Origin of the sequence: Methylobacterium sp. CB376 (assembly GCF_029714205.1) — a bacterium.
Classification (GTDB): Bacteria; Pseudomonadota; Alphaproteobacteria; order Rhizobiales; family Beijerinckiaceae; genus Methylobacterium.
Map to the genome: position 1 here is coordinate 6,054,885 of NZ_CP121648.1, position 24,750 is coordinate 6,079,634.

Sequence of the window (24,750 nt, forward strand, 5' to 3'; positions counted from 1 at the left end):
CAACCGATTCGACACGTCCAACTGACATCAAGCTGTGATCAAGCCTGGGGGCGTTCGGCAATGTGACGCCGAGCGAAGCCGCTACTCCGGAACGCTCTGGCGGTTGAGGCAAGGGTTGCGTTCAGCCCGCCCGGAGGGTTCAGGGTTGGTTCATTACGGCCCAGCTTAACTCGCGCTACGAACTCAGCAGTCGAGGGACGACAGTGAAGAAGGTGGCTCTTTCAGCTTTGGCCGCAACCGTCGCAGGCTCCTTGCTCCTTGCTCCTACCGCGGACGCGCGTCCTGGCTACCGGGGCGGCTACGGGTATCATGCCGGTTATGGCTACCGTCATTACGGCTACCGACGGGGCCCCGGGATCGGCGGCGCCCTCGCGGCCGGCGCGGCACTTGGGATTATTGGCGGTGCGATCGCTGCATCCCAAGCGCCCCGCTACTACCCAGCCCCGGCCTACGGTTACGGATACTACGGTCCTGCCCCCTACTATTACGGTTATTGAAATTCGACTTAAGCAACTGTGACGGGGCGCCTGCGGGCGCCCCTTTGTACTGCGCGCTGAGATCCAACGAGAGCTGCCCTAAAGGCGGGAGGTGGACGAGGGTGGCCACCGCGCGATCTTTTCGCAGCGGATCCGGCCGCCTCCTTGCTAGGTTAGTGCTTGCTTACAGTTAGCAGTGGCTAACTCTCTTGACTCCATGCGCTCTCCGTTCTCGACGGCCCCACGCGATGGGCGCTGTTCGAGCGTCTTGCGCAGAGACCGCGTGCTGTCGGCGAACTCGCCAGCACAATGACCATGACCCGCCCGGCCGTGTCGCCGCATCTGCGCGTGTTCAAGCACGGCTGAGCTGCTCTCCCGCCGATGGCTCCGCCGCTGGATTCGTGCGCTGACCAGCTGATAATTCTACCAAACCTTGCCGCGCGGGGTTGGCCGGCTCACGAAGCGAGAGCCCGCGAGCACGAACCGCCACGGTGTCTCGACGGCTCGCGTGATGCCGATACGGCCGCTGGATGAGACCGTGACCGGCCGATCTCCCGCCAACATCTCGAACGGGGCGCGATCGAGTGGCCAGCCGTCATACTCACCCGTAATGGCGAGCGCCTCACACAAGCGGCCAGGCCCGGAGCAGAGGAGGCGGATGTCGCTCGTGCGCCGGCGCGCCCTCATGTTGTCGATCTTCTGCGTCGGCTCGAGCGCCCGCACGAGAACCGCACTCCCTGGCTCGCATACGATGTTCATGCACCAGTGCAGGCCGTAGGAGCGGTAGACGTAGGCGTGTCCCGGTAGGCCGAACATGCTGGCGTTTCGCCGGGTCGGTCCGGCGAAGCTGTGCGAGGCCGGATCGGACCGGCCGTAGGCCTCGGCTTCCACAATGACACCGCCCACCCCGTCGACCAGCAATTGGCAACCGATCAGGGCGGCGGCAACGTTGGCTGCTGGGCGATCGAACCAGGAGAGGTGGATCTGGGCCATTAGGGTTGGTAGATCAATTCATCCTGGAAGTGGTGCTGGTTCGAAGGTCGCACGGTCGGTTTCTCACGACGGAGATCGACGAGGGCGCAGTGCCCCCGTTTCCTCGCCCGATCAGCGACAAGCTGCGCTGTCGAGCCGGATCTTACACGTGGTTCTTTGGTGGTCGAGATCTGAAGTGTCGGATTTCCTCGCCCGAAGGAGCCCCTGGAGCCGCCTTGGCGTCAGATGCCGATGCGAGCCGAGGACGCGCGCTTTCCCGCCGAACTCGCGTCCGGCTTGTTCAGCAATGCGCCACTTCCGGACCTTCAATCAGGGTCGCCGGAATGGCCGCTCGTCACTCGGAACCCGACCTTTTCAGAATCTGCTAATCAGGTCTCCCCGGCGCGATCTACCCCGCATCCTGTACTCTCATGGCGTGGTAACAGGGCGCAGGTCGAGAGCGCCCGATGAGGCCAGACAGCAGCGACAGCCTCGTTTTCGGTGAGAGAGTGGACGGCACGATCGTCCACATCTCCGAGGTCGCCTCAGGCCTCGCATGTGGCTGCCGCTGCCCAGGCTGCGGGGCGCCCCTGGTTGCTCGCAAGGGCGAGCTGATCGACCACCACTTCGGCCATCACAGGGCAGCAGAAGGGTTCAGCTGCCAAACCGGGTCGGAGACGGCGCTCCACAAGTTCGCGAAGGAGTGCCTGGCCCGCCGCCTCGAATTGGCACTGCCCGCCTGGGAGGCGGCGAGCAGCGCAGGCAGTCGACAAGGTTACCCCGGCGGCGTGTTCCAGCTTGATGTGGCTATCCTGGAGCGCCGCCTTGGCGGCATCGTCCCCGACGTGATCGCGCGCCGAAAAGGGCGCGATCTGCTGGTCGAATTTCGTGTTGCGCACCCCTGCGACGCGGCCAAGATTGCGAAGCTCGTCGAGCTGAACATGGCCGCCGTCGAGATCGACCTGTCCTGGGCACCGCGGGATGTGAGCCGGGCGGGCTTGGAGGAGGCGGTCCTCAAGGAGGCCCCACGGCGGTGGCTGCACAACCCCAAGTTCCGGGCCCATGCTCCATCGCCCGAGAACTTCTCTCCGCCAAAGCCGTCCGCGGCGACACATCTCGCGTCCATGGTCCGCGCCTACCGTGCGGCCTGCGCGGAGGTCCAAGCCCTGCCCGTGAACTCCCTGGCGGCTGATCGCATCGTCACTTCCGGCCTCTCCCATGCCATCGGCATCGCGGTGCCGGGTTGCGGCTGCTTCGCGGTGGCACCATCCGACTGGCAAGCAACTATCCTGGAGCAGGTTCTCGACCGAGCGCTCGCAGGCGGTAGACCGGTGATTACCCCCGCAGACGCGCTTCGGCAGCTGAAGCAAAGGGACTGGGTCCGTTCCCGCTTCCTGCGGCTGACCACCGCCGAGGCCACCGTCCTGAGCGGCATCGAGCCCTCCTTCGCGCGGCCTGCTGAAGCCATCTCGGCCTGGGCGATGGCTGCGGCGTGGTCGGGCATTCTCATTCCGGCCGGCGGCAGCGATCGGTGGGCGCTGTGGCCTGGGACCATCTCGATGGTCCGGGACGTTCGCCGCTCTGGCTCCGCGACGATGACTTAACGTCTCGCTTACCGCCATGCCCGAGGCTGCCCCTCGACAGCAACAAAGGGGCAACCATGACTGACGTTCCTGGGATTGCAGGCGACCGCATCCGGTCGATTATCGAGCGGGTTGAGAAGCTCGACGAGGAGATCAAGGACCTGACCGAGGCCAAGAAGGAAGTGTTCCTGGAGGCCAAGAGCGACGGGCTCGATGTGAAGATCCTCAAGGAGATCATCAAGCTGCGCAAGCAGGATCAGGACGAGCGCGACGAGCACGAGACGCTGCTCGACGTCTACCTGCGGGCCATGGACGCGCCGAGCCAGGTGCCGAGTGCACAGGCAGCATGAGATCTCTGGAGCAAGCCTGACCTGGGTGCGCGAGCATCATGCTCGCGCGCACCGTTCCGGCTGTTCGACGGCTGGCCAGGAGAGCCACTCGCGCAGCTTCGTGTAGCGCCGCTTCGCCGCCCCACCGCGTACCGCCATGCCGATGGCCTTTCGCTGCCCGATCAGCACCACCAAGCGCTTGCCGCGCGTCACGCCCGTGTAGAGCAGGTTGCGCGCCAGCATGGTCCAGTGCTGAGTGGTGATCGGGATCACCACGGCCGGGTACTCCGAGCCCTGGCTCTTGTGGATTGTGGTCGCGTAGGCGGGTACCAGCGTATCGAGTTCGCCGAACGGGTAGACCACCTCGCGCGCGTCGAACTCGACCATCAGCGCTCCTTCATCGTCGTCGATGCGCAGCACCGAGCCGAGGTCGCCGTTGAACACCTCGCGATCGTAGTCGTTCTGCGTCTCCATCACTCGGTCGCCGGGCGCGAACTTCCAGCCGAACCGCTCAACCATGGCGGGCGGGCTCGGGTTCAGCACCGCCTGGAGTTCGTGGTTCAGGTTGCGCGCGCCCAGCACGCCCCGGTTCATGGGCGTCAGCACCTGAATGTCGCGAACCGGGTCGAAGCCGAACCGCTTCGGGATGCGCCGGGTCACCACCTCGATCAGCTTCGCCACGCCCTCCTCGGGCTCGGCGATCTCGATCAGGTAAAAGTCGGCCTCGTCGCCCGCTCTGGGCGGCTCCGGCATCTTGCCCGCGTTGATCCGGTGCGCATTGACGACGATCCGGCTCTCGGCCGCCTGTCGGAACACCTCCGTGAGCCGCGCCACCGGAACGCGCCCCGACGCGATCACATCTGCCAGCACCTGCCCCGGCCCGACCGAGGGTAGCTGATCGACGTCCCCCACCAGCAGCAGCCCTGAGCGCTCCGGCACCGCCTTCAGCAACGCGTTCATGAGCGGCACGTCCACCATCGACGTCTCATCGATCACCAGCAGGTCGCAATCCAGCGGGTTCTCCTCGTTGCGCGAGAAGCCGCCGTGCTTGGGGTCGATCTCCAGCAGGCGGTGGATGGTCTTTGCCTCCAGGCCCGTCTGCTCAGTCATCCGCTTGGCCGCGCGGCCGGTCGGAGCGGCGAGGAGAACGCGCACGCCCTTGGCGATCAGGATGCGCAGCACCGTGTCGAGGGTGCTGGTCTTCCCCACGCCCGGCCCACCCGTGATGACCGAGAGCTTGGAGGCGAGCATCAGGCGCACGGCTTCAGCCTGAGAAGGGGAGAGCACCTTGCCGGTCTTCTGCTCGACCCAGGGTCGCGCTTTGCCGATGTCGATCTCAGGCCAGGGCGGCGAGCCCGCCGCTCGGGCGATCAGGCGCTCGGCGATGCTGCGCTCGGCCGCGTGCAGGCCCTTCAGGAACACGCACGTCTCCTCCCCGACCGTGTCGGCGACCACCTCCTCGCCGCGCAGAAGCTCCTCAGTGATGGCGGCTCGGATCAGGTCCGGTTCGACCTCCAGCAGCTTCTGGGCGAGCACGGTCAGGCGCTCGGCGGGTAAGGCGCAGTGCCCCTCGTCCATGGCCGTCTGGAGCGCGAACGAGACGCCCGCCCGGAGCCGCGGCGGTGCGTTCTTCTCCATCCCGAGCTTCATCGCGATCGCGTCGGCGGTGCGGAAGCCAATGCCGCGGATGTCGCGCGCGAGCCGGTAGGGATCTTCAGTCATGACCTGAATAGCCTCATGGCCGTAGGTCTTGAAGATGCGCACTGCCCTGGCCGTGCCGACGCCGTGGGCGTGCAGGAAGATCATGATCTCACGCACGGCCTTCTGCTCGGCCCAGCCGGCTACGATCTTGGCCGCCCGCCACGGCCCGATGCCGGTGACCTCCCGAAGCCGGTCAGGCTCGGCCTCGATGATCTCGAAGGTATTCTCACCGAAGGTGGCCACGATGCGCTTGGCCATAGCGGGGCCGATCCCGCGCATGTGGCCCGACGCGAGGTACTTCTCGATGCCTGCAGCCCCGGTGGGCGGCGTGGCCTTCAGGGTGTCGGCCTTGAACTGGAGGCCGTGGGTGCGGTCGGTGATCCAGATGCCGGTGGCGGTGATCCACTCGCCCGCGCCGATCGCGGGTGCGTGACCAACCACCGGCACGAGGTCGCGCTTGCCCCGCGCTTGCACCTTGAGCACGCAGAAGCCGGTCTCGGGCGAGTGGAAGGTGACGCGCTCGACCGTACCCGCGAGAGCCTCGACGGGGTTGCTCCTCTCGACCTGCTTGGGCCGGACCATCTGGTTCATGTGTCCCCGCGGGACCCATGACCGGCTCCCGTCCCCTTCAGCTAAGCAGGGCCGCAACGCGCAATCCAGAGAAGCTGTCACGCCGTTGACGGGAGTTTAGTTCCTGATTCGTTCCTTAGCTACGTGACTCATCGCCGTTCCGCCGATCGTTCAAGCCGATGTCTCGGCCGCCCGCGGAAAAGGGGTATCGCCCTACCTTGTTGCTCCGTCCGCGATCTTACCTATCGCGGCAGCCCTCGACGCACTCTCGGTCGAGCAAACAGCGCGGAAGGAGCGGAGATGAAGGCTTTCGTCATGCGCGGCCCAGGCGGCCTGAACCGGCCGGAGATCGTCGAGCGGCCCGATCCCGGCCAGCCGGGGCCGGGTGAGGTCCGTGTCGCCCTGCACGCCACCTCGCTCAACTATCACGACCTACTCGTCGCGACCGGTCAGTTCCCGGCTGCCGATGGCCGCGTGCTGATGTCGGACGGCGCGGGTGTGGTCGAGGCGGTCGGCTCGGGCGCGACCGAGTTCAAGCCCGGCGACCACGTGGTCTCCTGCTTCTTCCCGCAGTGGCAGGACGGGCTACCGCAGACCGCGGTGGGCAGCTTCGCGGGCGTGCCGGGGGACGGGATCGATGGCTTCGCCGTGTTGCACGCGGTGCAGGCGGTTCACGCGTTCACGCATGCCCCAAAGGGCTGGAGCCATGCCGAAGCGGCGACCATCACGACAGCGGGCCTGTGACAGCATGGCGTGCGCTGGTCGGGGATGGCGGCCTAAAGGCCGGCGACGTCGTGCTGGCGCTCGGAACCGGCGGCGTCTCAATCGCGGCGTTGCAGATCGCCAAGCTCACGAGAGCAGCCGTGATCATCACCTCCTCGTCGGACGAGAAACTGGAGCGCGCCAAAGCTCTCGGCGCAGATCACGTCATCAACAACCGGCAGCACGCCGATTGGGGCGCGAAAACCCGCGACTGGACGGGTGACGCGGCGTTGACCACGTGCTGGAGATCGGCGGTCCCGGCACGCTGGCGCAATCGATCGAAGCGGTGCGGGTCGGTGGGCACATCTCTCTCATTGGTGTTCTGACCGGGCTCGGAGGCGAGGTGCCCACCGCCCTGTTGATGACGAAGCAGGCGCGGCTGCAAGGTCTGATTGCCGGCAGCCGCTGTCACCAGGAGGAGTTCGTGCCGGCGCTGAACCTGTCCACCAGCCGGCCGGTGATCGACCGCCGTTTCACGTTCGAGCAGTTGCCGGACGCGCTGCGCTATCAGGAGCGCGGGGCGCGCTTCGGCAAGATCTGCGTGGAATGGTAGCCGTTGAGTGGAAGCTGCGTTGCTGGCAAGATGCGCAGGGTCTCATGCGGTCGCTACATGGATGAGGCGAGGGGCGCCGGGCTGGACCTTCTACCGACAGCGACGTCGGCCCGCGCGGTGCGTCTGCTCCGCTCGTGAGGTACCCGCCCACTTCGCCGTGCCGACGTTCCGCGAATGATACAGCCGCCGGCACTCCGTCCGGATCAGCCCGTGGCACTCACAGCAACCCAGTAACCGTAATCCGGGCCTCCCACTGCTGCTTGGGTTCAAGAATAACGTACTGCTTGGATTCGGCACAATCGGGAAAGCCTCGCAGCCTCACAAATCGCTCCGAGACACAAGCTCCTTCTCTCAAGGACCGCGCTCATCTCCTTCCAGGCGGCTTCTCACGAGATCGACTACAAAATCGTAAACTTTAGAATTCCTAATGTAGTTAAACTTTGAATATGTGCGATAAAAAAGTTCCGTCGAAAATATTACCCGAACGAATGCATCCAGCTTCGTCTACGGCCACCAACTGATGAAAGTTCATGATCGACTTGGCGAGCTGGGTCTGACCACGTCTCGCCACGCCTTCGCGATTGGTGCGGAGCAGGTAAGGACTACCTTTACGATCGCGAGCGGCGCGGCGGGGAAGCTTCTCGCGTGGCGCCAAAGATAGTGCGGCGGCTGCGCGGGCGTCTGGCTGAGGCTGCAAGCCTATTACCTCCGGAGCTTGCCACCCAGGTTCGCGAGATCGATGCCGCGATCGTCCGCGATCAGTGGATCGCGGGCCTGCTCGGGCGGCGCTCTTACCGTTGAGGTGCGTCGACCGTGTTGTCACCGGCAACTGTTCCGGCCATGCTGAACGCCACACCGAAAGGCCGTCGTGGGTAGCCCGGAGGCTGTGATGTTGGAGGTGATCCGTATCGGCCCACTGGAACTCCGGTTCCTGCGCAGCAAGCACGAGACCAGCGGCAGCCTCGACATGTTCGAGATGACGGTGCCGCACGAGGGGCGGATGCCGGTCGCGCACTACCACCGCGATTGGGACGAAACCATCTACGGACTGATCGGCACCGTTACCTTCACGGTGGGTGGCAAGGACCACGCGGTTGGTCCGGGCGACGTGCTCTTCATTCCTCGTGGTGTGGTCCACGGCTTCGACAACCGCAGTGGCGCCACCGCGACGTGCCTGGGTGTGCTGACGCCGGGCGTGCTCGGACCGGAATATTTCCGCGAGTTGGCCAGCTTGGTTGCCGCAGGTCCGCCCGACGAGGCAGTCGTCCGCGAGATCATGCTGCGGCATGGGTTGGTACCCGCGGCCGACCGTTGAAGAGGGCATTGAGCGGGAACCCTCACGGGACAAGGTCCTGAAGCCACGCAGCGAGCGATCTTACGACGGCCGCTCCCATCAGTGGGTGGCTAACCACTCGCGCAGCTTCATATATCTACGCTTCGCAACTCCTCCGCGAACAGCGGTGCCAATGGCCTTGCGTTGGCCGATCAGAACCACCTGCCGCTTCCCGCGTGTAATACCAACGGCCTTGAGGGGTGACTCATGGCGCTTCCGCGGCTGGCGCTGACGTGATTCCCTGGCGTGGGGAGGACCCGCGCCATGCCAGCAGCGGTGAGACTCAGGGTGGACTTCACGGCGCGTGAGCTTCGCTATCACGCCACCGTGACAAGGAACGCCAACCAGAGTCGCAGACTGCTCGCGTTGGCTGGGATTGCCCCGTTTCTGTGGCTCTCCCGCACTTTGATATTGGTGGCGAATTCGGCGCGGCTCCTGCGATGAGAGGACGATCCGCGCGGCGCGTTGAGCGACGATGTGGCCCCAAGCCAATCAGGAGGGGGGCATGTCGCTCGACGTGAGACGGACGTATGTCGCGCCTGATCAGACCGCGCAGGTGGCGCGGGCGATCTTTCCGAACGGCAATCCGGTCATGCGCCTCTCCGACGACCTGCATCGGGTCATGGAGGATCACGACTTCGCCGACCTGTTCCCAGCGCGGGGACGACCCGCAGAGGCGCTGGTCCGGCTCGCCCTGGCGACCCTGCTGCAGTTCATGGAAGGGCTGACCGATAGGCAAGCCGCCGACGCGGTCCGCACGTGGATCGACTGGCGACTGTATCGCGGGTCAAGCCTTGGGAGGCGATACGACGGTTTGACCTCTTAGAAACAGGATGGCTGGCCCCGCCCGAGAGGCGTTCCAGCGTCGGGTTGTTCACCGTCGTGTGCGCGTCAAGGCTGGCGCTCCGCGCCATCGCGCGTTGCGCGACAAGGCCTTGACCCGCCCCCGCCGGCGAACGGTCATGAGGCGGAGGGTCGATGCGAGGCATCGACCCTCCGATCAAGCCAGCGATCACGCCAGCGCATGCTGGTGTTGCCCCGTTGTCGCCAGGGGAGCCGTCCCGGACGTCGCCTGACAAGTCACCAGGTCGCTCTGGTCGAAAGTTTTGTTGGCGCGGAGGAGAGCATTCGCCAGGGTCACGACGCGTCGCCCTGTGGCCACGATGGCGAGCTTGGCCGGTTTGCCGGCGTCTCTCATGGCGCGATAGGGTTTTCGGAAAGCGGGACAGGCGCGTGCGGCGACCATGCCGGCCATGTAGAAGGCAGTCCGCAGGCACGGCCGGCCGCCAGCGATGGCATGGCGGCCGGGATGGGCCCCGCTCTGGCTGGGATGAGGAGCCATGCCAGCCAGGCTCGCGGCGGCCTTGCGGTCGAGCCGTCCAAGCTCGGGCATATCGGTGATCAGCACGCCGGCGATGCGCCGGCCGATCCCCGGGATCGAGGTGAGGATGATGCGCTTACGGGCCAAGGCCGGGTCGGCAGCGATGCGCCGGTCGAGCTCGGCTTCAACCTCGGCACAAGTCCGCGTCAGGGCCTCGAGGACGGCCCGGTGGCTGTCGACGATCATCGGATCGAGGGCCTGGGCCAGCCGGGTCTTCTCCATGGCGATCAGCTCGGTGAGCTGGCGCCGGCGCGTCGACAGAGCCTTGAGGGTCACCTGGTCGGCCGTGGGAACCGGGCGCAGAGACTCGCTCATGCGATGAGCAAAGCGGGCGATCAGCGCCGCGTCCAGCCGGTCGGTCTTGGCGATCAGCCCCTCGGCAGTGCGGAAGGCCTTGACCCGTCGCGGATCAATCAGCGCCACCGTGAAGCCGGCGGCAACGAGGGCATGCACGAGAGGCTGAGCGTAAGGACCGATCGCCTCCAGGGCGACGCGAATGACGCCTCGTTGCCGCAAGGCCGCGATCAGGCGCTTGATGCCGGCCGGATTGTTGTCGCAGCGCATCGGCTTGCCGGCAGGATGGAAGCCGAGATCGAGGAAGTGCTTGCCGGCATCGATGCCGGCCACCAGTCCGGGACTGAGCATGGGCGGATCCTGTCCTGTACGCGGGCGTCCGCGCGAGCGGAGCCCCAGCGACTGTTCGGAGGAACGCGACAGGGCATCCGGGATCGTGCCAATCGGCGATCGCGGCACAGGCGTTGCTGAGCTACGCCTGCGTCGGACCGGAAATACCTCAGATCGCCGGACGCCCAAGCCGCACTGAAGCACGGCTCGTCGTCAGGTACAGGAAATACCTCCTGTGCCTGGAACTGCCTGACGCCGGTTTCGACCACACCGTCTTGAGCGAGTTCCGCACGCGCCTTCTCGCGCATGGGGCCGAAAGCCGGCTCTTCGACGCGACGCTCGCACTGGCACGAGTGCGCGGGCTCCTGAAAGGCGGTGGACGTCAGCGCAGTGACTCCACGCACGTCCTTGGAGCGATGCGGACCCTCAGCCGGCTCGAAGTTGTCGGGGAAACACTGCGCCACGCGCTGAACGAACTGGCGACGATCGCGCCCGACTGGCTCCGCACGTGCACGACCCCGACCTGGGTCGAACGCTCCGGGCTCCGAGCGAGCGAGTTCCGGCTGCCCAAGAGCCAGGCAGGACGGCAGGCGTGGGCGGTGCAGACCGGAATCGATGGGTTCACCTTGCTGGCTCTCGCCCCACCCGTCCTGCGTGACGCTGCGGCCCTCGAGACCCTGCGACGGGTCTGGGTGCAGAACTTCCTCCGCGAGGACGGGCCGGAGGGCACCCGTGTCGCATGGCGGACGAACCATCAGCTGCCACCATCGGGTCGATACATCGGCTCGCCGTATGACGGCGAGGCGCGCTACGCGAGCAAGGGCACGACGGTGTGGAGCGGCTACAAAGTGCATCTGACCGAGACGTGCGACGATGACGCGCCGAACCTGGTCACCAACGTCGAGACGACGACCGCCGCGGTCTCAGACGATGCGACGACCTCGACCATCCACGCGACGCTCGCTGCACGGGATCTGCTGCCCAAGATCCACATCGCCGACACCGGCTTCGTGAACGCGGCGCTGTTCGTTGACGCCCAGGCGCGCCACGGGATCGATCTGGTCGGCCCAACGCGGGGTGATCGGCAGTGGCAGGCCCAGGCCGGTGCCGGCTTCGCCGCACGGGACTTTGCCATTGACTTCGCTCGACGGCGGGCAACGTGTCCGGGCGGGAAGGAAAGCCAGAGCTGGACGCCCACGCTCGTCCACGGCACGACACCGGTGATCAAGATCAAGTTCGCGGTCCGCGATTGCCGGGACTGCTCGCCGCGGCCGTACTGCACACGCTCGCGGTCGGCCCGCCGGGCGATCACGATCCGCCCTGAAGCCCAACATAAGGCGTTGCGGGTCAGGCGGGAGCGGGAGAAGACCGCCGACTTCGCAGCCGAGTACGTCCGACGAGGCGGCGTCGAGGGCACGATTGCACAAGGCGTGCGGTCATCTCGGCTGCGGCGAACGCCCTACTTCGGACACGCGAAGACGCACCTGGCTCATCTGATGACGGCAGCGGCAATGAACCTGGTGCGACTACTGCGATGGCTCGCGGACGAACCAAAGGCTCGAACACGAAACTCATCCTTTGCACAGCTGCACGCGCTTGCAGCCTGACTTTGCCGAGCCGAATTCGCCACCAATATCAAAGTGCGGGAGAACCACCGAGCCGGGGCAATCCCAGGAACGGCTGGCGCGAGTTCGTGGTCGAGAGCGTCACGCCCGAGAGCGAGGCCATCCGCTCGCTCGTTCTCGTTCCGGCCAACGGCGGGCCGGTCCTGCACCACCAGCCTGGGCAGTATCTCGGCTTCCTGTTCGACCTGCCGGGTCACGGCGTGCTCAAGCGCAACTACTCGATCCCCTGTGCTTCGAACGACCGCGCCTACCGCATCACCGTCAAGCGCGAGGGCCAACCGGGCGAGCCGGCGGGTATCGTCTCGAACTGGCTGCATGATGAAGCTGGGCCCGGAACAGTGCTGCGCGCAGCACCGCCGGCGGGTGATTTCTATCTGGATCGAGCGGCCAAGGATCCGGTCGTGCTGGTGAGCGGCGGCGTCGGGCTCACGCCGATGATGAGCATGCTGGAGACGATCGCCAGGACCACGCCCGAGCGGCCGACCTGGTACGTTCACGGCGCCCAGAACGGGCGCGTGCACGCGATGCGGGATCAGGTCCGGGAACTCACGGCAAGCAACGAGAACCTGCGCCTGCACACCTTCTACGCGGAGCCCGCGGCGGGGGACCGGCCAGGGGAGCACTACGATGCGCAGGGGCTGATCACCGCGGAGTGGCTGGTGGGGCAGACGCCCCACGAGGCGGCGACCTACTACCTGTGCGGTCCCGAGCCGTTTCTCCGCGCGCTTGTGAACGGATTGCGACGCGAGGGCGTTCCGACCGAGCGGATCCGGTTCGAGTTCTTCGGCCCGGCCGACGAGCTGCTGGAGCAGCAGGCAGCCTGAGTGCGACGGCGCCGCTCCGCCGGAGGGCGGCGCCGCTTCCGGGGAGGATGCTCATGGAGTTCGCGCGCATCGTTGCCGATGCCATTCTGGCCGGATCAGCGGACGCCGTCGTCGCTTCCGACCGCGACGGCATCATCCGTGTCTGGAACCCCGGTGCAGCCCGCATTTTCGGCTATACGGAAACCGAGGCGGTGGGCCAGTCGCTCGACATCATCACGCCCGAGCGGCTGCGCAAGCGCCACTGGGACGGCTACCACAAAACCATGGCGACGGGCGAGAGCCGCTACGGCGAGGGCGCCCTTCTGTCAGTTCCAGGCGTTTGCAAGGATGGGCGGCAGATCTCGGTGGAGTTCACCATCGTGCCTCTCAAGGATGAACAGGGCGCGATGACCGGGATCGTCGCGGTCATGCGGGACGTGACGGTGCGGTTCACCGAGATGAAGGTTCTGCGGGAGCGGCTGGCGAGGGTGTCCGGGTAGCTTCGTGGCAGAACCCAGCGTCGCAGTCATCGAGCCATCGTGGGGAGCACCACGGCCGGACTGCAGGCAAGACACCCGGGACGCTGACGGAGTTCGCCGGCCGCGGGCCGAGCGCGTTGGGCGAGTACAGCTCGCCACCCTGCTTCACGCACGAGCTCGACTCGAGCTTCCTTGGTGTTGAGGCCTGTGGGGAGCAGAATTCCCCACCACTACTCCAGAGCTGCGCAGCGGACTGGCCGACCGTCAGGTAGTGGTGGAAGGAGACTCGGGCCGCCCTGATCGCGCGGCGCATGCAGATCTTGACCCAGGATCGGGAGGCTTGGGGCCCGTATCAGTCAGGGGCTCAGAGCAGCACTCGCCCCTGCATCCGGCAAGCTGATCGGCTTCTACTGGCCCTTTCGTGGCGAGTACGACGCGAGACCTGCCCTGACGGTGCTCTTCGCGCTCGCCCGTCTCGACACGATCCCCCTCAGCCGCACGACATGCCCATGGACGGTCATCGTTATGGAAGAGCACACGCAGTTGGCTCCCAGGCTGTCTGCCTGCCGAGAAAGACAGCACCATGGGCCGCCCGGTACCTACGTTGCCGCGCCGCCCCAGCGCTGCACCCGAGTGCAGAGCACCGGACTGGGCCAAGCCGCCGACGTACCAGGGCCAGGCTTCGTCCCAATTGGACCGGCGCCAGTGCGCCGGAGCCTCTCTCGAAAGCACACGGACTACGCCTCCGGTGTCATCCCACTCGCATAAGGCGCTGTACGGAACCGATTACGGAATCTGCGGACAGTTTCCGGAAGACCTCGGAGGCGGTCCGGCCGGGGCGCCAGTCGAGACCGAGTAGAACGGCTTCCCGCGACCCGGGCCGCGCTGGTGGATCATCTTGGTTGATTTACGACGGCCGGACACGCCCGCGGGGCGCGGAGGGGGTGGAATGCAACCGCTGGCAAGGACCGATTATCCGCACCACGCGTTCAGAGACTCGTTCGCGCAGGTGGACTTTCCAGAGGTTCTTGACCATCTATCATCCCAAGAGGGAAATCAGGACGCTCTGCCAGCCTCCTGATATCACTAGGCCAGTAGATTTTGCCGCCACAGCTGATACGTACTGTGGGATTAAATACGTAATCTTGCGCAAGAAAAAACAGAACGGCCTCTGAGAGCCTCTCAAAGGCTCGTGTTCGGCTGCTGATACCAGCCTCTCTACTTTGAGTGCGCGTCTCTGGCCAATGACATACGGCGTAATGGTTCCAGTCCAATTTGTCGTGCATCGAGGTTTTCCCGGTCCGGACTGCAAGTTACGGCAATACTGACCAATCTTCTCATCCCAGCAGAAGTGTCCACAGCACTCGTACCGTTATTGATTAACAGAAAATGCCAATTTTGGTGGCGCATCTCGCTCCCAAGCTTCGTGGTTTCTGCTAAGACACTTGAGCGAAAAGGGAGGCGGCTGCATGACGCCAGAGCAAAAGCGGCTGATGGCTTATCTCGACGTTGTCGATGGATGGGTGACGCTTTTCGAGCTCACGGAGGATCGCTGTCTGCTGCGCGATGACGACCTGTTTGTCCTTAGTCTCGTTGCAAGAGGTTGGGTCGATCACGACGTCTGGGGCGGTGCGGTCCGCATCAACGAGGCCGGGCGCGCTGCTTTCGAGAGGGCGTAAGCGGAAGTTGTTCACCGCCTCTGTCACTGGTGGGCCCGGCAGGACTTGAACCTGCAACCACACCGTTATGAGCGGCCGGCTCTAACCATTGAGCTACGGGCCCCAAAGCGAAACCCCACCGGTCGGTTTTGATTTCACCGTCCCGGCGACGATAGCAAGTGGAGGGCTAGTTGCAACCTTCTCTCGTCCCGAAATTCAAAGGGCCGCCGGGCAGCAACGTTACCAACTGCCTCGGATCTGTAGGGACGGATCCATCGCTCGACCATCGTTGTCCTAACGCGTGGTGCTTTGCGCTCGTTTCGCGGCTCGTGCTTGGCAGCTGGGACGGCGAGAGTGCTGGGATGCTTCGACATGCCCAGCATCGATGAGCCTACGTGGTTAACACGTGGTTTATGTCTGATGGCTCCCCGGGGAAGCCCGACGCGCATGGAGCGCAGAACCGGATCGCGCTACGGACGGCGATCACGCTGACCCACCGGACGAAAAAGCCCGCCCGGTGGGCCGCCGGGCGGGCTGGTACGGTAGACAGACGTAGCGTGTTTGCCACGCGGCCAGGACTGGCCGCGGCAGCGTGATAGCTCGGCAGCCTTGCCTCGGGCTTCCCGCCCGCCCCAAGCCTGCACCCGGCCACCCCGGCGGGTGACCTTGCTCTCGTCGAAGAGCCGATCGGTCATCACCCGGGCCTGGACCTTCATGCCGTCGTGGGTGTGGACACGCACCGTGCCGCAGCCCTGCTGGGGCTCGGCATCGGCCGGAACGGTCAAAGCGATGCTGCCGTTTGGCTCCCACAATTTCGGGAGCCCTAAATAGGAACTTGCTATGCCAGCGTGCAAAACTCTGATCTAATACACGCTCAGGTTTCATCCCTGAGGGACGGCGAAGCCGGTCTGCAATTCATATGAAGATGCTCGCTCTACCCGTCGCGCTTGCCGCCGTCGCCCTGGCGAGTGCTGCCCCTGCCGAGGCCCGAGGCTGCATCAAGGCAGCCCTGGTCGGCGGTACAGCCGGTCACGTCGCCGGCCATCATGGCGTGCTCGGAGCCGCTGCCGGGTGCGCGGTGGGACGGTGGCACGCCAACCGCACCAGCTCGGTGACCAGGGGCTCGCGCACCAGGAACGCGTCCCACGTCTACTGATTGTCCTGCAATCGATGAGCCCGTCAGGATCGGGCGGGCTATGGGCTGACGCCCCGGCTCTACCAGTCGGGCGAGACGGCGCGGGTGGGCCGGGTGTCGAAGTGCGGGGACGCGATGATGCGGGCGGCGCTCTACGAGGCGGCCCTGGTGCTGCTCACGGGGTGGCGGGACCGCTGGAGCACGCTCAAGGCCTGGGGCATGGGCGTGGCCAAGCGCCGGGGCATGCAGAAGGCCGTTGTGGTGGCGGCGCGCAAGCTGGCCATCGTGCTGCACCGCATGTGGCGGAACGGGTCGGACATCCGCTGGTCGGCGGCTCAGGCGGCCTGAGACACCTGCATCGATCACCAGCAACACCGAGCTCCTCCGGCGTGGAGGAGGTCCCTGCGAGGACGACGGGAGCGGGCGAGACCGGGGAAACTGGAGCGACGGCGCCAGCCGATCGCGCGGCTTAGAGAGCTAAACAGGAAACTGGGTGACGGCGGCGGTCAGGCGGCGCGGTGATCTGGGCTCGCAGTGACCTCGGTCCCATCTCGGAAGGTGACACCCGCCACAACCTTCGGCAACTGGTTCTCGCCCTTAAGCCGCCGCCAAGTTTTTGAGGCCGCCATCACCAGCTTGAACACCATCAGCTTGGCGGTCGGGGCGAGAGCGCGCCCTTGGTGCGCACCGTGCGGTGCCGGACCGTGGCGAACACACTCTCAATCGGGTTCGTGGTCCGAAGATGATCCCAGTGCTCAGCGGGCATGGCGTAGAAGGCCAGCAGGGCTTCGCGATCCTTCGTCAGACACTCCACTGCTCGGGCGTATTTGGCTCCATATTTCTCGACGAAGACCTCATGTGAGACCTTGGACTTGGCTCGGATGGGCGCGCTGTGGATCTCGCGCAAATCAGCTTTCATCGTTCGCTGAACGGATTTCGGCACCTTGTTCAAGACGTTGGCCGACTTGTGCAGCCAACAGCGCTGATGACACGTGCCGGGGAAGACCTCGTCGAGGGCCGTCCAGAAGCCCAGCGCTCCGTCACCCGCTGCGATCTCGGGCGCGAGGCTGAGCCCCCGCCGCTTCACATCCACCAGCAGTTCCCGCCAGCTCTGGGCACTCTCCCGCCCCCGACCTGAAGCCGACCAACTCCTTCTTGCCCTCGGGCGTGGCGCCGATCAGCACCAGCATGCACTCGGCCCGCTCCTCCATCCTGGCCTGCAGTAGACGCCGTCCGCCCAGACGTAGACGGAGTGGCGGGCCGCGAGGTCACGGGCTTGCCAGCGGGCGTACTCGTCCGCCCAAGTCGCGGTCAGCCGGGTGATGACAGCCGGCGACAGGTTCGGGGCGTCCTTGCCCAGGAGGGCGGCGAGTGCCTCCTGGAAGTCGCCGGTCGAGATCTCGCGCAGGTAGAGGACCGGCAGGAGAGCATCCAGGCTACGCGTGCGCCGCGCCCACTTCGGCAAGATCGTCGAAGAGAAGCGGATCCGCTCCTCAGAGCTGGTCGCGCCGCGGTCACGGATGCGCACCCGCGCGACCGACACCGAGCCGATTCCGGTCTGGATCTCGCGTTCCGGGCCGTGCCCGTGGCGCACCAAGCGAGCGCGTCCGTCCGGCAGCCGCAGGTCCTGGATGGCGATGAGGAAGGCTTCAGCCTCCAGTTCGACGGCCTGGGCAAGCAGGTGGCAGGCGCCGGCCCGCAGCACCTCCGTCAGGGGATCGTCGATCTCCTCAGGCTGACGAAGGCGGACGACGTTGGTAGAATGCTCATAGGCGTATCCGCTCTCGCTGAGAGGTCCTGGCAGGCTTCGACACCCCGCCTCGATACGCCGCCTTCATGCCAAGCGCGTCACCCATTCTCCCGCATAGCTCTGCTCGAGGCCCTTTCAGGCTGAGCTACGCCGTGCCGCAACAAACTTGCAAACACAGGCCGGCACATCGCGAACGAGAACAGCCGGCAAGAGTTTACAAGCTTCTCGAGACAACGCCGAGCGCAAGCACAGCGTACGCGCCGATGAAGAACCAAGTCCGGTACTTCATCACCGTTGGGCCGATTGTTGGAATGCGCATGTACAGGCTTGCAATGGCAAGCCCGATCAGCACGAGGGACAGCAAGAAGGTCAGAATGCGCGGTGGCGAGAGGCTGAGCATGATGTCATTGTAGCGATCTCCGGTTGAAGAGTGGTGAAGCGGTTCGGCCTCCCGCGGGCAGGACCTGCAGGAGCAAGCCGATGCCGGTTGCCGCTGACCTCTCCCCGCGCCTCGCCCGCTGTGCCGCCCTCCTTTGCTTGGTGACCGCCGCGCTGGCTGACGACGGCCGCGGGCTCAAGCGGGGTGGCGACCCGAACCAGGTCAGCATCTCGGGCCTGTCGTCAGGCGCTGCCATGGCCGTACAGTACGCCGTGGCTCATTCCGCTTCGGTGACGGCCGTGGGCGCCGTCGCCGGACCGCAGTGGGGGTGCGCCGGCGGGAGCGTGTCACGGGCGATCAATGACTGCATGTGTGGCCGGGCCGCGCTCACCCCAACGATCAACACCGCGCGTCAGCTGGCCGCCAGAGGCGCAATCGACAAACTCACCTTGGGCAGGCCCCAGTCACTGAGGCGTGCATGGGTGTTCCAGAGCCCTGCTGATGAGACGGTCTCATCGCGCTCAGGGGAGGCGGACGCAACCTTCCTAACAGCCTTCATCGGCACCGCTCCCGAGGTCGACCGCGGCAATGCCGTCGATGGGAGTGATCGAGCCGGCCACGGCATCATCGCACCCGGCGGCAGCGACACCTGCGCCTTCGACGGCACGGAAACCAGCTATGTCCGGCACTGCGGTGCGGAGGATAACGCGGGAAAGATGTTTCAGACGCTGTTCGGAGAAGGCTCTGCGTACAACCCGAGCGACCGAGCAGGTGATGTTCCCGAGGCAGAGTTGTGGTCATTCGATCAGAAGCGCTTCATCGAGCAGGCCAAGGCCCGAGGCGTTTCCGTGGCGGACGACTACTACAATCCGTTTTGGTTCTGGTGGCCGGCCAGCAGCGCACGACGGCAGAATTTTGATATGGCGGAGAAGGGCTACATCTACGTCCCTCCATCCTGCCGTGCTGTCGGAAGCGCCTGTCGAGTGCACGTGGCACTGCACGGCTGCAAGCAGGATGCGAGGGTCTTCGCATCGAAGGCCGGCTACAACAACTGGGCGGAGCGCTACAAAGTCATAGTTGTTTACCCGGCGATCGCGCCAGGTGAGCCGGTCGCAGGGACTGTGTGCCGTTCGCCGGCTGTCGACCCGTCGCTCGACGCGGCCTGGGCTGAGCCCAATCCGAATGGTTGCTGGGATTGGTGGGGCTACCTCGATACCTCCTCTCAGCAAGGTCGGTATCTCACCTCAGAAGCTCCGCAGATGCAGGTACTTAGGGCTATTATCACAGCCGCAACCGCATCGCAAGCAAACTAGATGCGCATGCTCAGATTGTTTTCAGGCTGTAAGTGAATATATAGTATTACCGGAAACTGCTGCTTTAATGAAGTTAGTAAATTGTATTTGAGTTATCCTATTCGCAATATTTCATTCATAAATCTTTTTGTTGATGCGTTCGGAGTGCGTTGCTTCCCGAACGCATCATTTTACCCTCGACTTCGACGATCTGGCTAACAATTTTAGCTGCGCGCTATTGCTGCGGAGGCGTCAGTGTGCAGGCCCAGAAGGCTTGTCGATCTGAACGTCAAACTGGAGCACCTGCTCGAACTGCGCCGCCTTCCGGTACTGCCGGTCTCCACGCCACGAGGGCTGCCTCGCGTCACCCGCAAGCCGCGTCTCCATCAGGCCGAACCAGGTCAGCGGGCGTAGCACCCGGCTCTCGAAAGCGAAGCCGGCGTAATCCGTCGGGCCTGTGTCCAGCTCGGGATACCACACCGTGCAGGTGCGCATCAAATCCTCACGGACGAACCAGCCCTGTGCAGCCACTGACAGGCACCACAGTACGAGACCGATGTGGTTCTGCGGCCAAGCTTCTACAGGCACTCGATCGAAGTAGCCGAGGTTGATGCGCCAGAACACGGTCGCGAATAGCACCCGGAACAGCTCGCTGGCCTGATCCTCACGGGCGAGGATCTGACCCATCTTGCTCGCCAACAGCCGCTTCTCTCGTTTGCGCAGCAGCTTGGCGGTCTGGGCGGTCAGGCGAGTGATCTCGACCGGCATCACGTCGGCTTCGTTGAGCACCTTGTTCATGATCAGCACGTCGGCCTTGTCGTAGCCCGGCCAGGTTATGGCATCGAAGATCGCCCGTGTGTCGGCCCGCGAGAGCGCGCCTGTGGCCGTGAGGGTCAGACCTCCGAGAACCTGCGCACGCTCCAGCATCATGCGGGTGGTCGCGATCAGCGGCAGGTCCAGCAAACTTGCGCTATTCGGGTCAGGACGGATCGTGATCGCCGAGGGCGGGCTCCCGCCAGGCCGATCCAGGAGCGCATTGATGCTCGACCGGGTCAGCAGCGACCAGGCGGGCGGACTGATGATCGCGACCATGCAGAGCTTTGTGCCATCGCCCAGCGTGCCTGGCTAGGCAGTGGCGCTGCCCAGTTCGTGCCATGGGGCGGCTTCGGGTTGTTTTCACAGCACGATCCGCGAACACTGGCCTCACGATCTTGGCACCACATATGGCTGTGCGTTCGCTCAGGACGGAGGCTACGATGTTCCTGGCTCGGTTCTCCTACGATGTTCTACCGACCGACCGGCAGCAGGCTATCGAGCACATCCGACGTGAAATCGAGGCAGCGCGGACGAGCGGCCTGAAAGCTCGTCTTCTCATCCCACTCACACGTGGCCAAAACTGCCCGGCCCTGCAGTTCGAAATTGAGCTCACCAGCCTCGATCAACTCGATCAGTTCCGCCGAGGCGGTGTGGGCTCGGCGAGTGAGACGGGTGAATGGATGCGCTCATTCAGCGACATCCTTCGAAGCCCACCGCTGGTTGAGATTTTGCGGGCGGAGGAATGACAACGAGGCGCTATCACGGGAAGCACTCGCATGCGCGCTCTGCGCAGGGTAGGACTGAGGTCGAACAGTTCACCTCGTACGCTGGCCACTGACTGTCGCCCGAAATCCTTCACGTTGCGAGGATGCGGACGGCGGAGATCTGTTAGGCTCCCGCCTTCACGGGGAAGAGGTGACGATGCGGCCACGAGCGCCACGACCAGACTCGCTGCAGAGCATCGCAGTCCTCGAGATCCTTGAAGCTCTTGATCACCAGCACGGCGACGCGGGTGTTCCGTTCAAGGATTTGGAGGCTGCGGCACGACCGCGGCTGCCGTTCCGGGCTCTGACAGACGCTCTGAACGCCTTGGTCAGTGGCGGGGCGGTCGCCCGAGTGTGTGAGAAGCCAGCTCGCATTCGGATTACGCCCGGTGGACGTTCCCTACTCGACGAGTACCGATAGACCGAGACTTGTACGAGGAGGACAAGTGGCACGGCCAGCTCACGAACCTGCGTCAGACCAGGATGGGATGTGACGGAGGAGCCTTTCGGCCCCTCTGTACGGACGCTCAGCATTCGGCCCGGATCATTGGGCAGGGAGGAACTGATGAAGGGATTGACGCGTCGCGGCTGGATCGCCGCCTCGGCGGGCGGCATCGTGGCCGGATTACCGAGCGTCGCCCTCGGCCAGGGTCGCAACTGGCCCGAGCGGCCGATCCGGCTCGTCAGCCGTCCAAAAGGCATTGGCCGAGGCAGCGATGCTGGAAGCGGCAAACAGCGGTCGCATGCGCTGCTTGGCCTCGCGCAGCGACGCCGACCACAGCTCCAACGTGGTCTCCAACGAGGCTCAGGGCATCAGGCTCTCCGTCCGAAACCCGTAAGATAGGCGCATCGACATGCAACTGTAATGCTAGGCGGTGAGCTTGACGCCCAGGATCTCGTTCTCTTTGCTGGCGACCAGCGGCAGGACCGGGGCCCAAGCGTTCGGTTGCTCGCGGCAGCGCCGTCTGAGCCCGGACCATCCCCCGCCCGCCTAGCGCGCGCGGCCAGCAGCGTTCAGCACGGCTCCCGGGTAGACCACCCGCACCACGGGCTCGGTCAGTTGCGCCTGAACCTGGGACGCCTCCGGCGCACCAGCCGGCACCCTGCGCAGCTTGGCCAAGGAGCGGCGCGCCTCCTCGGCCAGAAGCGCGCCTGCGGGCGCGACCATGGCGGCGAGCAGCTTGCGGGTCCTGCGATCCAGGCTGGAGGAGCGCCCGGCGTCCTCGAAGTCGCCGACCCGGTGCTGGTCGCCGCCTTTCCCGGTGAACACCCTCGGTCCCTGGGCGGTGATCACGATGTCCCCGCGCCGCAGCGTGGCATCCCTCAGCAGGGCGGCTCCGGGATCGCCGGCCTTGGCCAGGGTGAGAGCGGCGTTGTCGGCCAGCTTCGGCTTGGGCGCGGGCTTCTCCACCTTCTCCCGCACCTGCTCGGGCCGGGGCAAGGCGGCGTAGCGCACCTTCTGCTTGGGCCGGATCTGCGCGCGCGGCTCTCTGAGCCACTCGCGGCGGGTGGACTGTCGCCAAGCCCGGCGTCGGTGGGCGGGGTAGCGTTCCGCTCCGGACCCGTAGTTGAGCAGGGGCTGCACAACCGGCACGGGCTCGGGCTGCGGCGCCGGCCCGGCCCCAGAGAGGTTGTGGAACAGCAAGCCGAACCCTTCCTCCTCGCCGGCCCGGACGTGGGCGGCCATCGCGAGCACGAGGCACCCGGAGGTGAGTGCGACGAGCACGCGGCGGAGGGGGAGGGTACGGAACAGCATCGGCGTCTCCGCTCAGCCCACGCAGGCAGCGGGCCGGTGCGGCCTAAACGGAGGTTGGCCGATCCCGTTCCGAGCGAACGACGGCCCGGCTTGCTCCACACCATCGGCTGTGCGCTTCATGGGTGTGAGGAGCCCATCCACGAGCCGAAGCAGGAACTGCGGGAGATCATCCCGAAGCTGTGCACGCTAAACGAGGGACGAACAATTCCCGGGTAGCGGGCGGCCCCTGAACAACGGGGGCTCGTGAGTGTGACGTGGGGCAGCGTCAATCTTTCCAATTGGGGGCCTACCGCTCGTCAAGTTTTCAGGACCACGCAGGCACCGCCGGCTGCACGGATCTTCCCGCAGAGTGCGGCCGCTTCCGCTTGGCTCTGGGCCGGCATGCGGACCCGGTAGAACGCCCCACCGCCCCGGCTCAGCAGGCGCGTTCCGATGATCATCGGGCGAGCCTCCCCGATCACCTTGGCATAGGCGGAACGCGTGCGCGCAAAGCTCTCGAGGGCTTGCTCCTTGGAGAAGTTGCCGGCCAGCTGAACGCCCCAGGGACCCCACGGCGGTGGCGCTGGCGGGACGACAATGGGCTCAGGAGTAAGGGGCGAGGAACGCTCGGGGCGTGACGGGACACGCAGCCCCGCGGTGATTTGTGCGCAGCTCAGAGCCGTCTCCGCTCCCCGCCCGGCTGCCGCCAGAGGGGTTGAGGGGGCGGCGTGCTTCGCCTCGCCAGTCTCCGCTGCCTTGCCCACCGCGCGAGTGTTGCCCACCTCCCCGGGAGAGATCGCGCCAGATATCTCGCCAGTGAGCGTATCCGGTCTCGCCATTGCCGGAGGGCGCCACTCCTCCGCTGCTCTGCCGGTGACTGCGTGGACGTAGGCCCGCGTCTCGGCGGGCAGGTTGCCCGAGCCGACAAGCCAGTTGGCCACACGGGTCGGGCCGCCGTTGTAGGCGGCGGCAGCGAGGCCAAGGTTGCCGAACCGCTTGCGCAGATCGGCCAGGAGATGCGCCGCGTGCGGGATGGCCTGCTCCGGGTCAAAGGGGTCAGAGAGGCCGCGCTCGCGCGAGGTGCCGGGCATGAACTGCGCCACACCCTGCGCCCCGGCGGAACTAGTGGCGCCAACCCGGAAGCCGCTCTCTCTCCAGATCAGGCGCGTGAGAAAGGGCACCGGCAGCCCTCTGGCCCTGGCGGAGCTCTCGATGATCCGGCAGAGCGCCTGCCCGACCGTCTCCATCGTGGCCGTACTCGGAGCGGATTGCACTGGTGCCGCGACCAGCGAGGCCCCGATCACGCCGGCCAGAAGTACGCGCGCAAGCTTCTCGATCACGCAGCCGGTTCTAGCTGCTGCAGGCCGGAGTTCAACATCGAACCCGACGCCTGAGGCGATGCGATACCTGGCCCCTGCGATCATCAGAACACCGGCAGAGGGCCCGCTGCCAGTGGATCATGCTCGCCTGCGCACATGGGAGTAGAGCCGAGCAGATCGCCGGAACATCGGACGAAGCACCACTCCCCCGAGCCCAGCGGCATGATCCCCACCAGAGCTGCCGCGTTGAAGATTGAGGTGCCGGCCGGAGAAACGCCGTGATGCGGTCTGTCGTTTTCGCCATCGCCACGCTCGTGGTGGTTTCCCTTCCTGTCGCGGGTCAGCCGGCGCAGCGCCTAGAGCGTGTTACGGACTTGGACCTAAGTGCTAGTGATTGCTCACCAATTCAATGGGACGCTGCGCAGAAAGTTCGTTGCTGGTCAATGGTCTAGCGTCGGTGCGTAACACGCTCTAGGAACAGAGAAGGCCGAGATCATCATCGAGACCGTCGCGCGCGGTCTCGACGGAATCAGAGTTCTTTATCGCGACACAGCCTGGACGATGAGGCTGATCTCGAAGTGGCCGCCCTTGGAGGCGCCACGGGCTTGGCGTTTCAGCGTGTGGGCGAGGACGTTGAGGATCATGGGCCGGCTCCGGAGCGGAGCGGCAAGCTGGTCGTGGTGTGCCTAACGACCGGTGAACGCGGACCCA

General features: G+C 65.5%; 19 protein-coding genes, 1 tRNA gene and 7 pseudogenes. 16 read left to right on the top strand and 11 right to left on the bottom strand.

The window, feature by feature from the left end:
• Positions 1-152: 152 nt before the first annotated feature.
• Both QA634_RS35960 and QA634_RS35965 read left to right on the top strand, forming a co-directional pair.
• Positions 153-497, top strand: coding sequence for a hypothetical protein (locus QA634_RS35960; protein WP_168169191.1), 345 nt, complete (start codon positions 153-155; stop codon positions 495-497).
• Positions 498-731: 234 nt separating this feature from the next.
• Positions 732-842 (top strand): ArsR family transcriptional regulator, encoded by a 111-nt coding sequence (locus QA634_RS35965; protein WP_083784790.1) that lies wholly within the window; start codon positions 732-734, stop codon positions 840-842.
• Positions 843-899: 57 nt separating this feature from the next.
• On the opposite strand, the gene QA634_RS27920 is transcribed toward QA634_RS35965, so the two are convergent.
• Complete coding sequence (locus tag QA634_RS27920) at positions 900-1,469, bottom strand: DNA-3-methyladenine glycosylase (RefSeq protein ID WP_012330759.1); 570 nt, start codon at positions 1,467-1,469, stop codon at positions 900-902.
• A 488-nt stretch (positions 1,470-1,957) separates the two neighbouring features.
• Here QA634_RS27920 and QA634_RS27925 point away from each other — a divergent pair, with 488 nt between their 5' ends.
• Positions 1,958-3,052, top strand: a complete 1,095-nt coding sequence (locus QA634_RS27925) for a hypothetical protein (RefSeq protein ID WP_168169173.1) — start codon at positions 1,958-1,960, stop codon at positions 3,050-3,052.
• A gap of 56 nt (positions 3,053-3,108) precedes the next feature.
• Positions 3,109-3,381, top strand: coding sequence for a DUF2312 domain-containing protein (locus QA634_RS27930; protein WP_012335237.1), 273 nt, complete (start codon positions 3,109-3,111; stop codon positions 3,379-3,381).
• Positions 3,382-3,417: 36 nt separating this feature from the next.
• On the opposite strand, the gene recD2 is transcribed toward QA634_RS27930, so the two are convergent.
• Positions 3,418-5,652 carry an SF1B family DNA helicase RecD2 gene (gene recD2, locus QA634_RS27935; RefSeq protein ID WP_012335238.1) on the bottom strand — a complete coding sequence of 745 codons (2,235 nt, stop codon included), beginning with the start codon at positions 5,650-5,652 and terminating at the stop codon, positions 3,418-3,420.
• Between the two features lie 279 nt (positions 5,653-5,931).
• Between recD2 and QA634_RS35610 the strand changes: the two genes are divergently transcribed.
• The 3 genes and pseudogenes from QA634_RS35610 (at position 5,932) to QA634_RS27945 (ending at position 8,261) form a co-directional block, all read left to right on the top strand.
• A complete protein-coding gene (locus QA634_RS35610; protein WP_322597448.1) occupies positions 5,932-6,375 on the top strand; it encodes an alcohol dehydrogenase catalytic domain-containing protein in 444 nt (147 codons plus the stop codon).
• A gap of 119 nt (positions 6,376-6,494) precedes the next feature.
• Positions 6,495-6,946: pseudogene (locus QA634_RS35615) on the top strand (zinc-binding dehydrogenase).
• Between the two features lie 889 nt (positions 6,947-7,835).
• On the top strand, positions 7,836-8,261 hold the full coding sequence (locus QA634_RS27945) for a cupin domain-containing protein (RefSeq protein WP_012335239.1): 426 nt from the start codon (positions 7,836-7,838) through the stop codon (positions 8,259-8,261).
• A 78-nt stretch (positions 8,262-8,339) separates the two neighbouring features.
• On the opposite strand, the pseudogene QA634_RS35970 reads toward QA634_RS27945, so the two are convergent.
• Positions 8,340-8,465 (bottom strand): annotated as a pseudogene (locus QA634_RS35970) (recombinase RecD); the annotation flags it as partial.
• Positions 8,466-8,784: 319 nt separating this feature from the next.
• Between QA634_RS35970 and QA634_RS27950 the strand changes: the two are divergent.
• Positions 8,785-9,054, top strand: a pseudogene (locus tag QA634_RS27950) (transposase); the annotation flags it as partial.
• A 237-nt stretch (positions 9,055-9,291) separates the two neighbouring features.
• On the opposite strand, the gene QA634_RS27955 reads toward QA634_RS27950, so the two are convergent.
• Positions 9,292-10,305, bottom strand: coding sequence for an IS110-like element ISMtsp9 family transposase (locus QA634_RS27955; RefSeq protein WP_012332367.1), 1,014 nt, complete (start codon positions 10,303-10,305; stop codon positions 9,292-9,294).
• A 203-nt stretch (positions 10,306-10,508) separates the two neighbouring features.
• Between QA634_RS27955 and QA634_RS27960 the strand changes: the two are divergent.
• The 4 genes and pseudogenes from QA634_RS27960 to QA634_RS27975 form a co-directional block, all read left to right on the top strand.
• Positions 10,509-11,891 (top strand): annotated as a pseudogene (locus tag QA634_RS27960) (IS1182 family transposase); the annotation flags it as partial.
• Positions 11,892-11,959: 68 nt separating this feature from the next.
• Positions 11,960-12,733, top strand: a pseudogene (locus QA634_RS27965) (nitric oxide dioxygenase); the annotation flags it as partial.
• Positions 12,734-12,786: 53 nt separating this feature from the next.
• A complete protein-coding gene (locus tag QA634_RS27970) occupies positions 12,787-13,212 on the top strand; it encodes a PAS domain-containing protein (RefSeq protein WP_012335242.1) in 426 nt (141 codons plus the stop codon).
• A gap of 1,448 nt (positions 13,213-14,660) precedes the next feature.
• Complete coding sequence (locus QA634_RS27975; RefSeq protein WP_012335243.1) at positions 14,661-14,870, top strand: hypothetical protein; 210 nt, start codon at positions 14,661-14,663, stop codon at positions 14,868-14,870.
• A 27-nt stretch (positions 14,871-14,897) separates the two neighbouring features.
• Here QA634_RS27975 and QA634_RS27980 read toward each other — a convergent pair.
• A tRNA-Ile gene (locus tag QA634_RS27980) sits at positions 14,898-14,973 on the bottom strand.
• A gap of 795 nt (positions 14,974-15,768) precedes the next feature.
• On the opposite strand from QA634_RS27980, the gene QA634_RS27985 reads away from it, so the two are divergent.
• Together QA634_RS27985 and QA634_RS27990 are read left to right on the top strand one after the other, a co-directional pair.
• On the top strand, positions 15,769-16,005 hold the full coding sequence (locus QA634_RS27985; RefSeq protein ID WP_083784741.1) for a hypothetical protein: 237 nt from the start codon (positions 15,769-15,771) through the stop codon (positions 16,003-16,005).
• Between the two features lie 33 nt (positions 16,006-16,038).
• Positions 16,039-16,332: pseudogene (locus QA634_RS27990) on the top strand (transposase); the annotation flags it as partial.
• 298 nt (positions 16,333-16,630) lie between these two features.
• Here the strand turns inward: QA634_RS27990 and QA634_RS27995 are convergent.
• Both QA634_RS27995 and QA634_RS28000 read right to left on the bottom strand, forming a co-directional pair.
• Positions 16,631-17,689: pseudogene (locus QA634_RS27995) on the bottom strand (IS256 family transposase).
• A gap of 259 nt (positions 17,690-17,948) precedes the next feature.
• Entirely contained in the window at positions 17,949-18,134 is a 186-nt protein-coding gene (locus tag QA634_RS28000) for a hypothetical protein (protein WP_012335244.1), read from the bottom strand.
• Positions 18,135-18,214: 80 nt separating this feature from the next.
• On the opposite strand from QA634_RS28000, the gene QA634_RS28005 reads away from it, so the two are divergent.
• Entirely contained in the window at positions 18,215-19,426 is a 1,212-nt protein-coding gene (locus QA634_RS28005; protein ID WP_012335245.1) for an extracellular catalytic domain type 2 short-chain-length polyhydroxyalkanoate depolymerase, read from the top strand.
• Between the two features lie 231 nt (positions 19,427-19,657).
• Here the strand turns inward: QA634_RS28005 and QA634_RS28010 are convergent, their stop codons facing one another.
• Positions 19,658-20,497 (bottom strand): hypothetical protein, encoded by an 840-nt coding sequence (locus QA634_RS28010; protein ID WP_012335246.1) that lies wholly within the window; start codon positions 20,495-20,497, stop codon positions 19,658-19,660.
• Between the two features lie 164 nt (positions 20,498-20,661).
• On the opposite strand from QA634_RS28010, the gene QA634_RS28015 reads away from it, so the two are divergent.
• Positions 20,662-20,967 (top strand): hypothetical protein, encoded by a 306-nt coding sequence (locus tag QA634_RS28015; protein ID WP_150108736.1) that lies wholly within the window; start codon positions 20,662-20,664, stop codon positions 20,965-20,967.
• 643 nt (positions 20,968-21,610) lie between these two features.
• On the opposite strand, the gene QA634_RS28020 is transcribed toward QA634_RS28015, so the two are convergent.
• The 3 genes from QA634_RS28020 to QA634_RS28030 all read right to left on the bottom strand — a co-directional run bounded on the left by QA634_RS28020 (position 21,611) and on the right by QA634_RS28030 (position 24,060).
• Complete coding sequence (locus tag QA634_RS28020) at positions 21,611-21,772, bottom strand: hypothetical protein (protein WP_265576680.1); 162 nt, start codon at positions 21,770-21,772, stop codon at positions 21,611-21,613.
• A 204-nt stretch (positions 21,773-21,976) separates the two neighbouring features.
• On the bottom strand, positions 21,977-22,741 hold the full coding sequence (locus QA634_RS28025) for a hypothetical protein (RefSeq protein WP_012335248.1): 765 nt from the start codon (positions 22,739-22,741) through the stop codon (positions 21,977-21,979).
• 296 nt (positions 22,742-23,037) lie between these two features.
• On the bottom strand, positions 23,038-24,060 hold the full coding sequence (locus QA634_RS28030; protein WP_012335249.1) for a lytic transglycosylase domain-containing protein: 1,023 nt from the start codon (positions 24,058-24,060) through the stop codon (positions 23,038-23,040).
• Between the last annotated feature and the right edge of the window lie 690 nt (positions 24,061-24,750).

Excerpts from the sequence above, each read along its gene's own strand:
- QA634_RS27920 (WP_012330759.1), bottom strand. The coding sequence starts at position 1,469 with ATGGCCCAGATCCACCTCTCCTGGTTCGATCGCCCAGCAGCCAACGTT.
- QA634_RS27930 (WP_012335237.1), top strand. The coding sequence starts at position 3,109 with ATGACTGACGTTCCTGGGATTGCAGGCGACCGCATCCGGTCGATTATC.
- recD2 (WP_012335238.1), bottom strand. The coding sequence starts at position 5,652 with ATGAACCAGATGGTCCGGCCCAAGCAGGTCGAGAGGAGCAACCCCGTC.
- QA634_RS35610 (WP_322597448.1), top strand. The coding sequence starts at position 5,932 with ATGAAGGCTTTCGTCATGCGCGGCCCAGGCGGCCTGAACCGGCCGGAG.
- QA634_RS27945 (WP_012335239.1), top strand. The coding sequence starts at position 7,836 with ATGTTGGAGGTGATCCGTATCGGCCCACTGGAACTCCGGTTCCTGCGC.
- QA634_RS27955 (WP_012332367.1), bottom strand. The coding sequence starts at position 10,305 with ATGCTCAGTCCCGGACTGGTGGCCGGCATCGATGCCGGCAAGCACTTC.
- QA634_RS27970 (WP_012335242.1), top strand. The coding sequence starts at position 12,787 with ATGGAGTTCGCGCGCATCGTTGCCGATGCCATTCTGGCCGGATCAGCG.
- QA634_RS27975 (WP_012335243.1), top strand. The coding sequence starts at position 14,661 with ATGACGCCAGAGCAAAAGCGGCTGATGGCTTATCTCGACGTTGTCGAT.
- QA634_RS27985 (WP_083784741.1), top strand. The coding sequence starts at position 15,769 with ATGAAGATGCTCGCTCTACCCGTCGCGCTTGCCGCCGTCGCCCTGGCG.
- QA634_RS28000 (WP_012335244.1), bottom strand. The coding sequence starts at position 18,134 with ATGCTCAGCCTCTCGCCACCGCGCATTCTGACCTTCTTGCTGTCCCTC.
- QA634_RS28005 (WP_012335245.1), top strand. The coding sequence starts at position 18,215 with ATGCCGGTTGCCGCTGACCTCTCCCCGCGCCTCGCCCGCTGTGCCGCC.
- QA634_RS28010 (WP_012335246.1), bottom strand. The coding sequence starts at position 20,497 with ATGGTCGCGATCATCAGTCCGCCCGCCTGGTCGCTGCTGACCCGGTCG.
- QA634_RS28015 (WP_150108736.1), top strand. The coding sequence starts at position 20,662 with ATGTTCCTGGCTCGGTTCTCCTACGATGTTCTACCGACCGACCGGCAG.
- QA634_RS28025 (WP_012335248.1), bottom strand. The coding sequence starts at position 22,741 with ATGCTGTTCCGTACCCTCCCCCTCCGCCGCGTGCTCGTCGCACTCACC.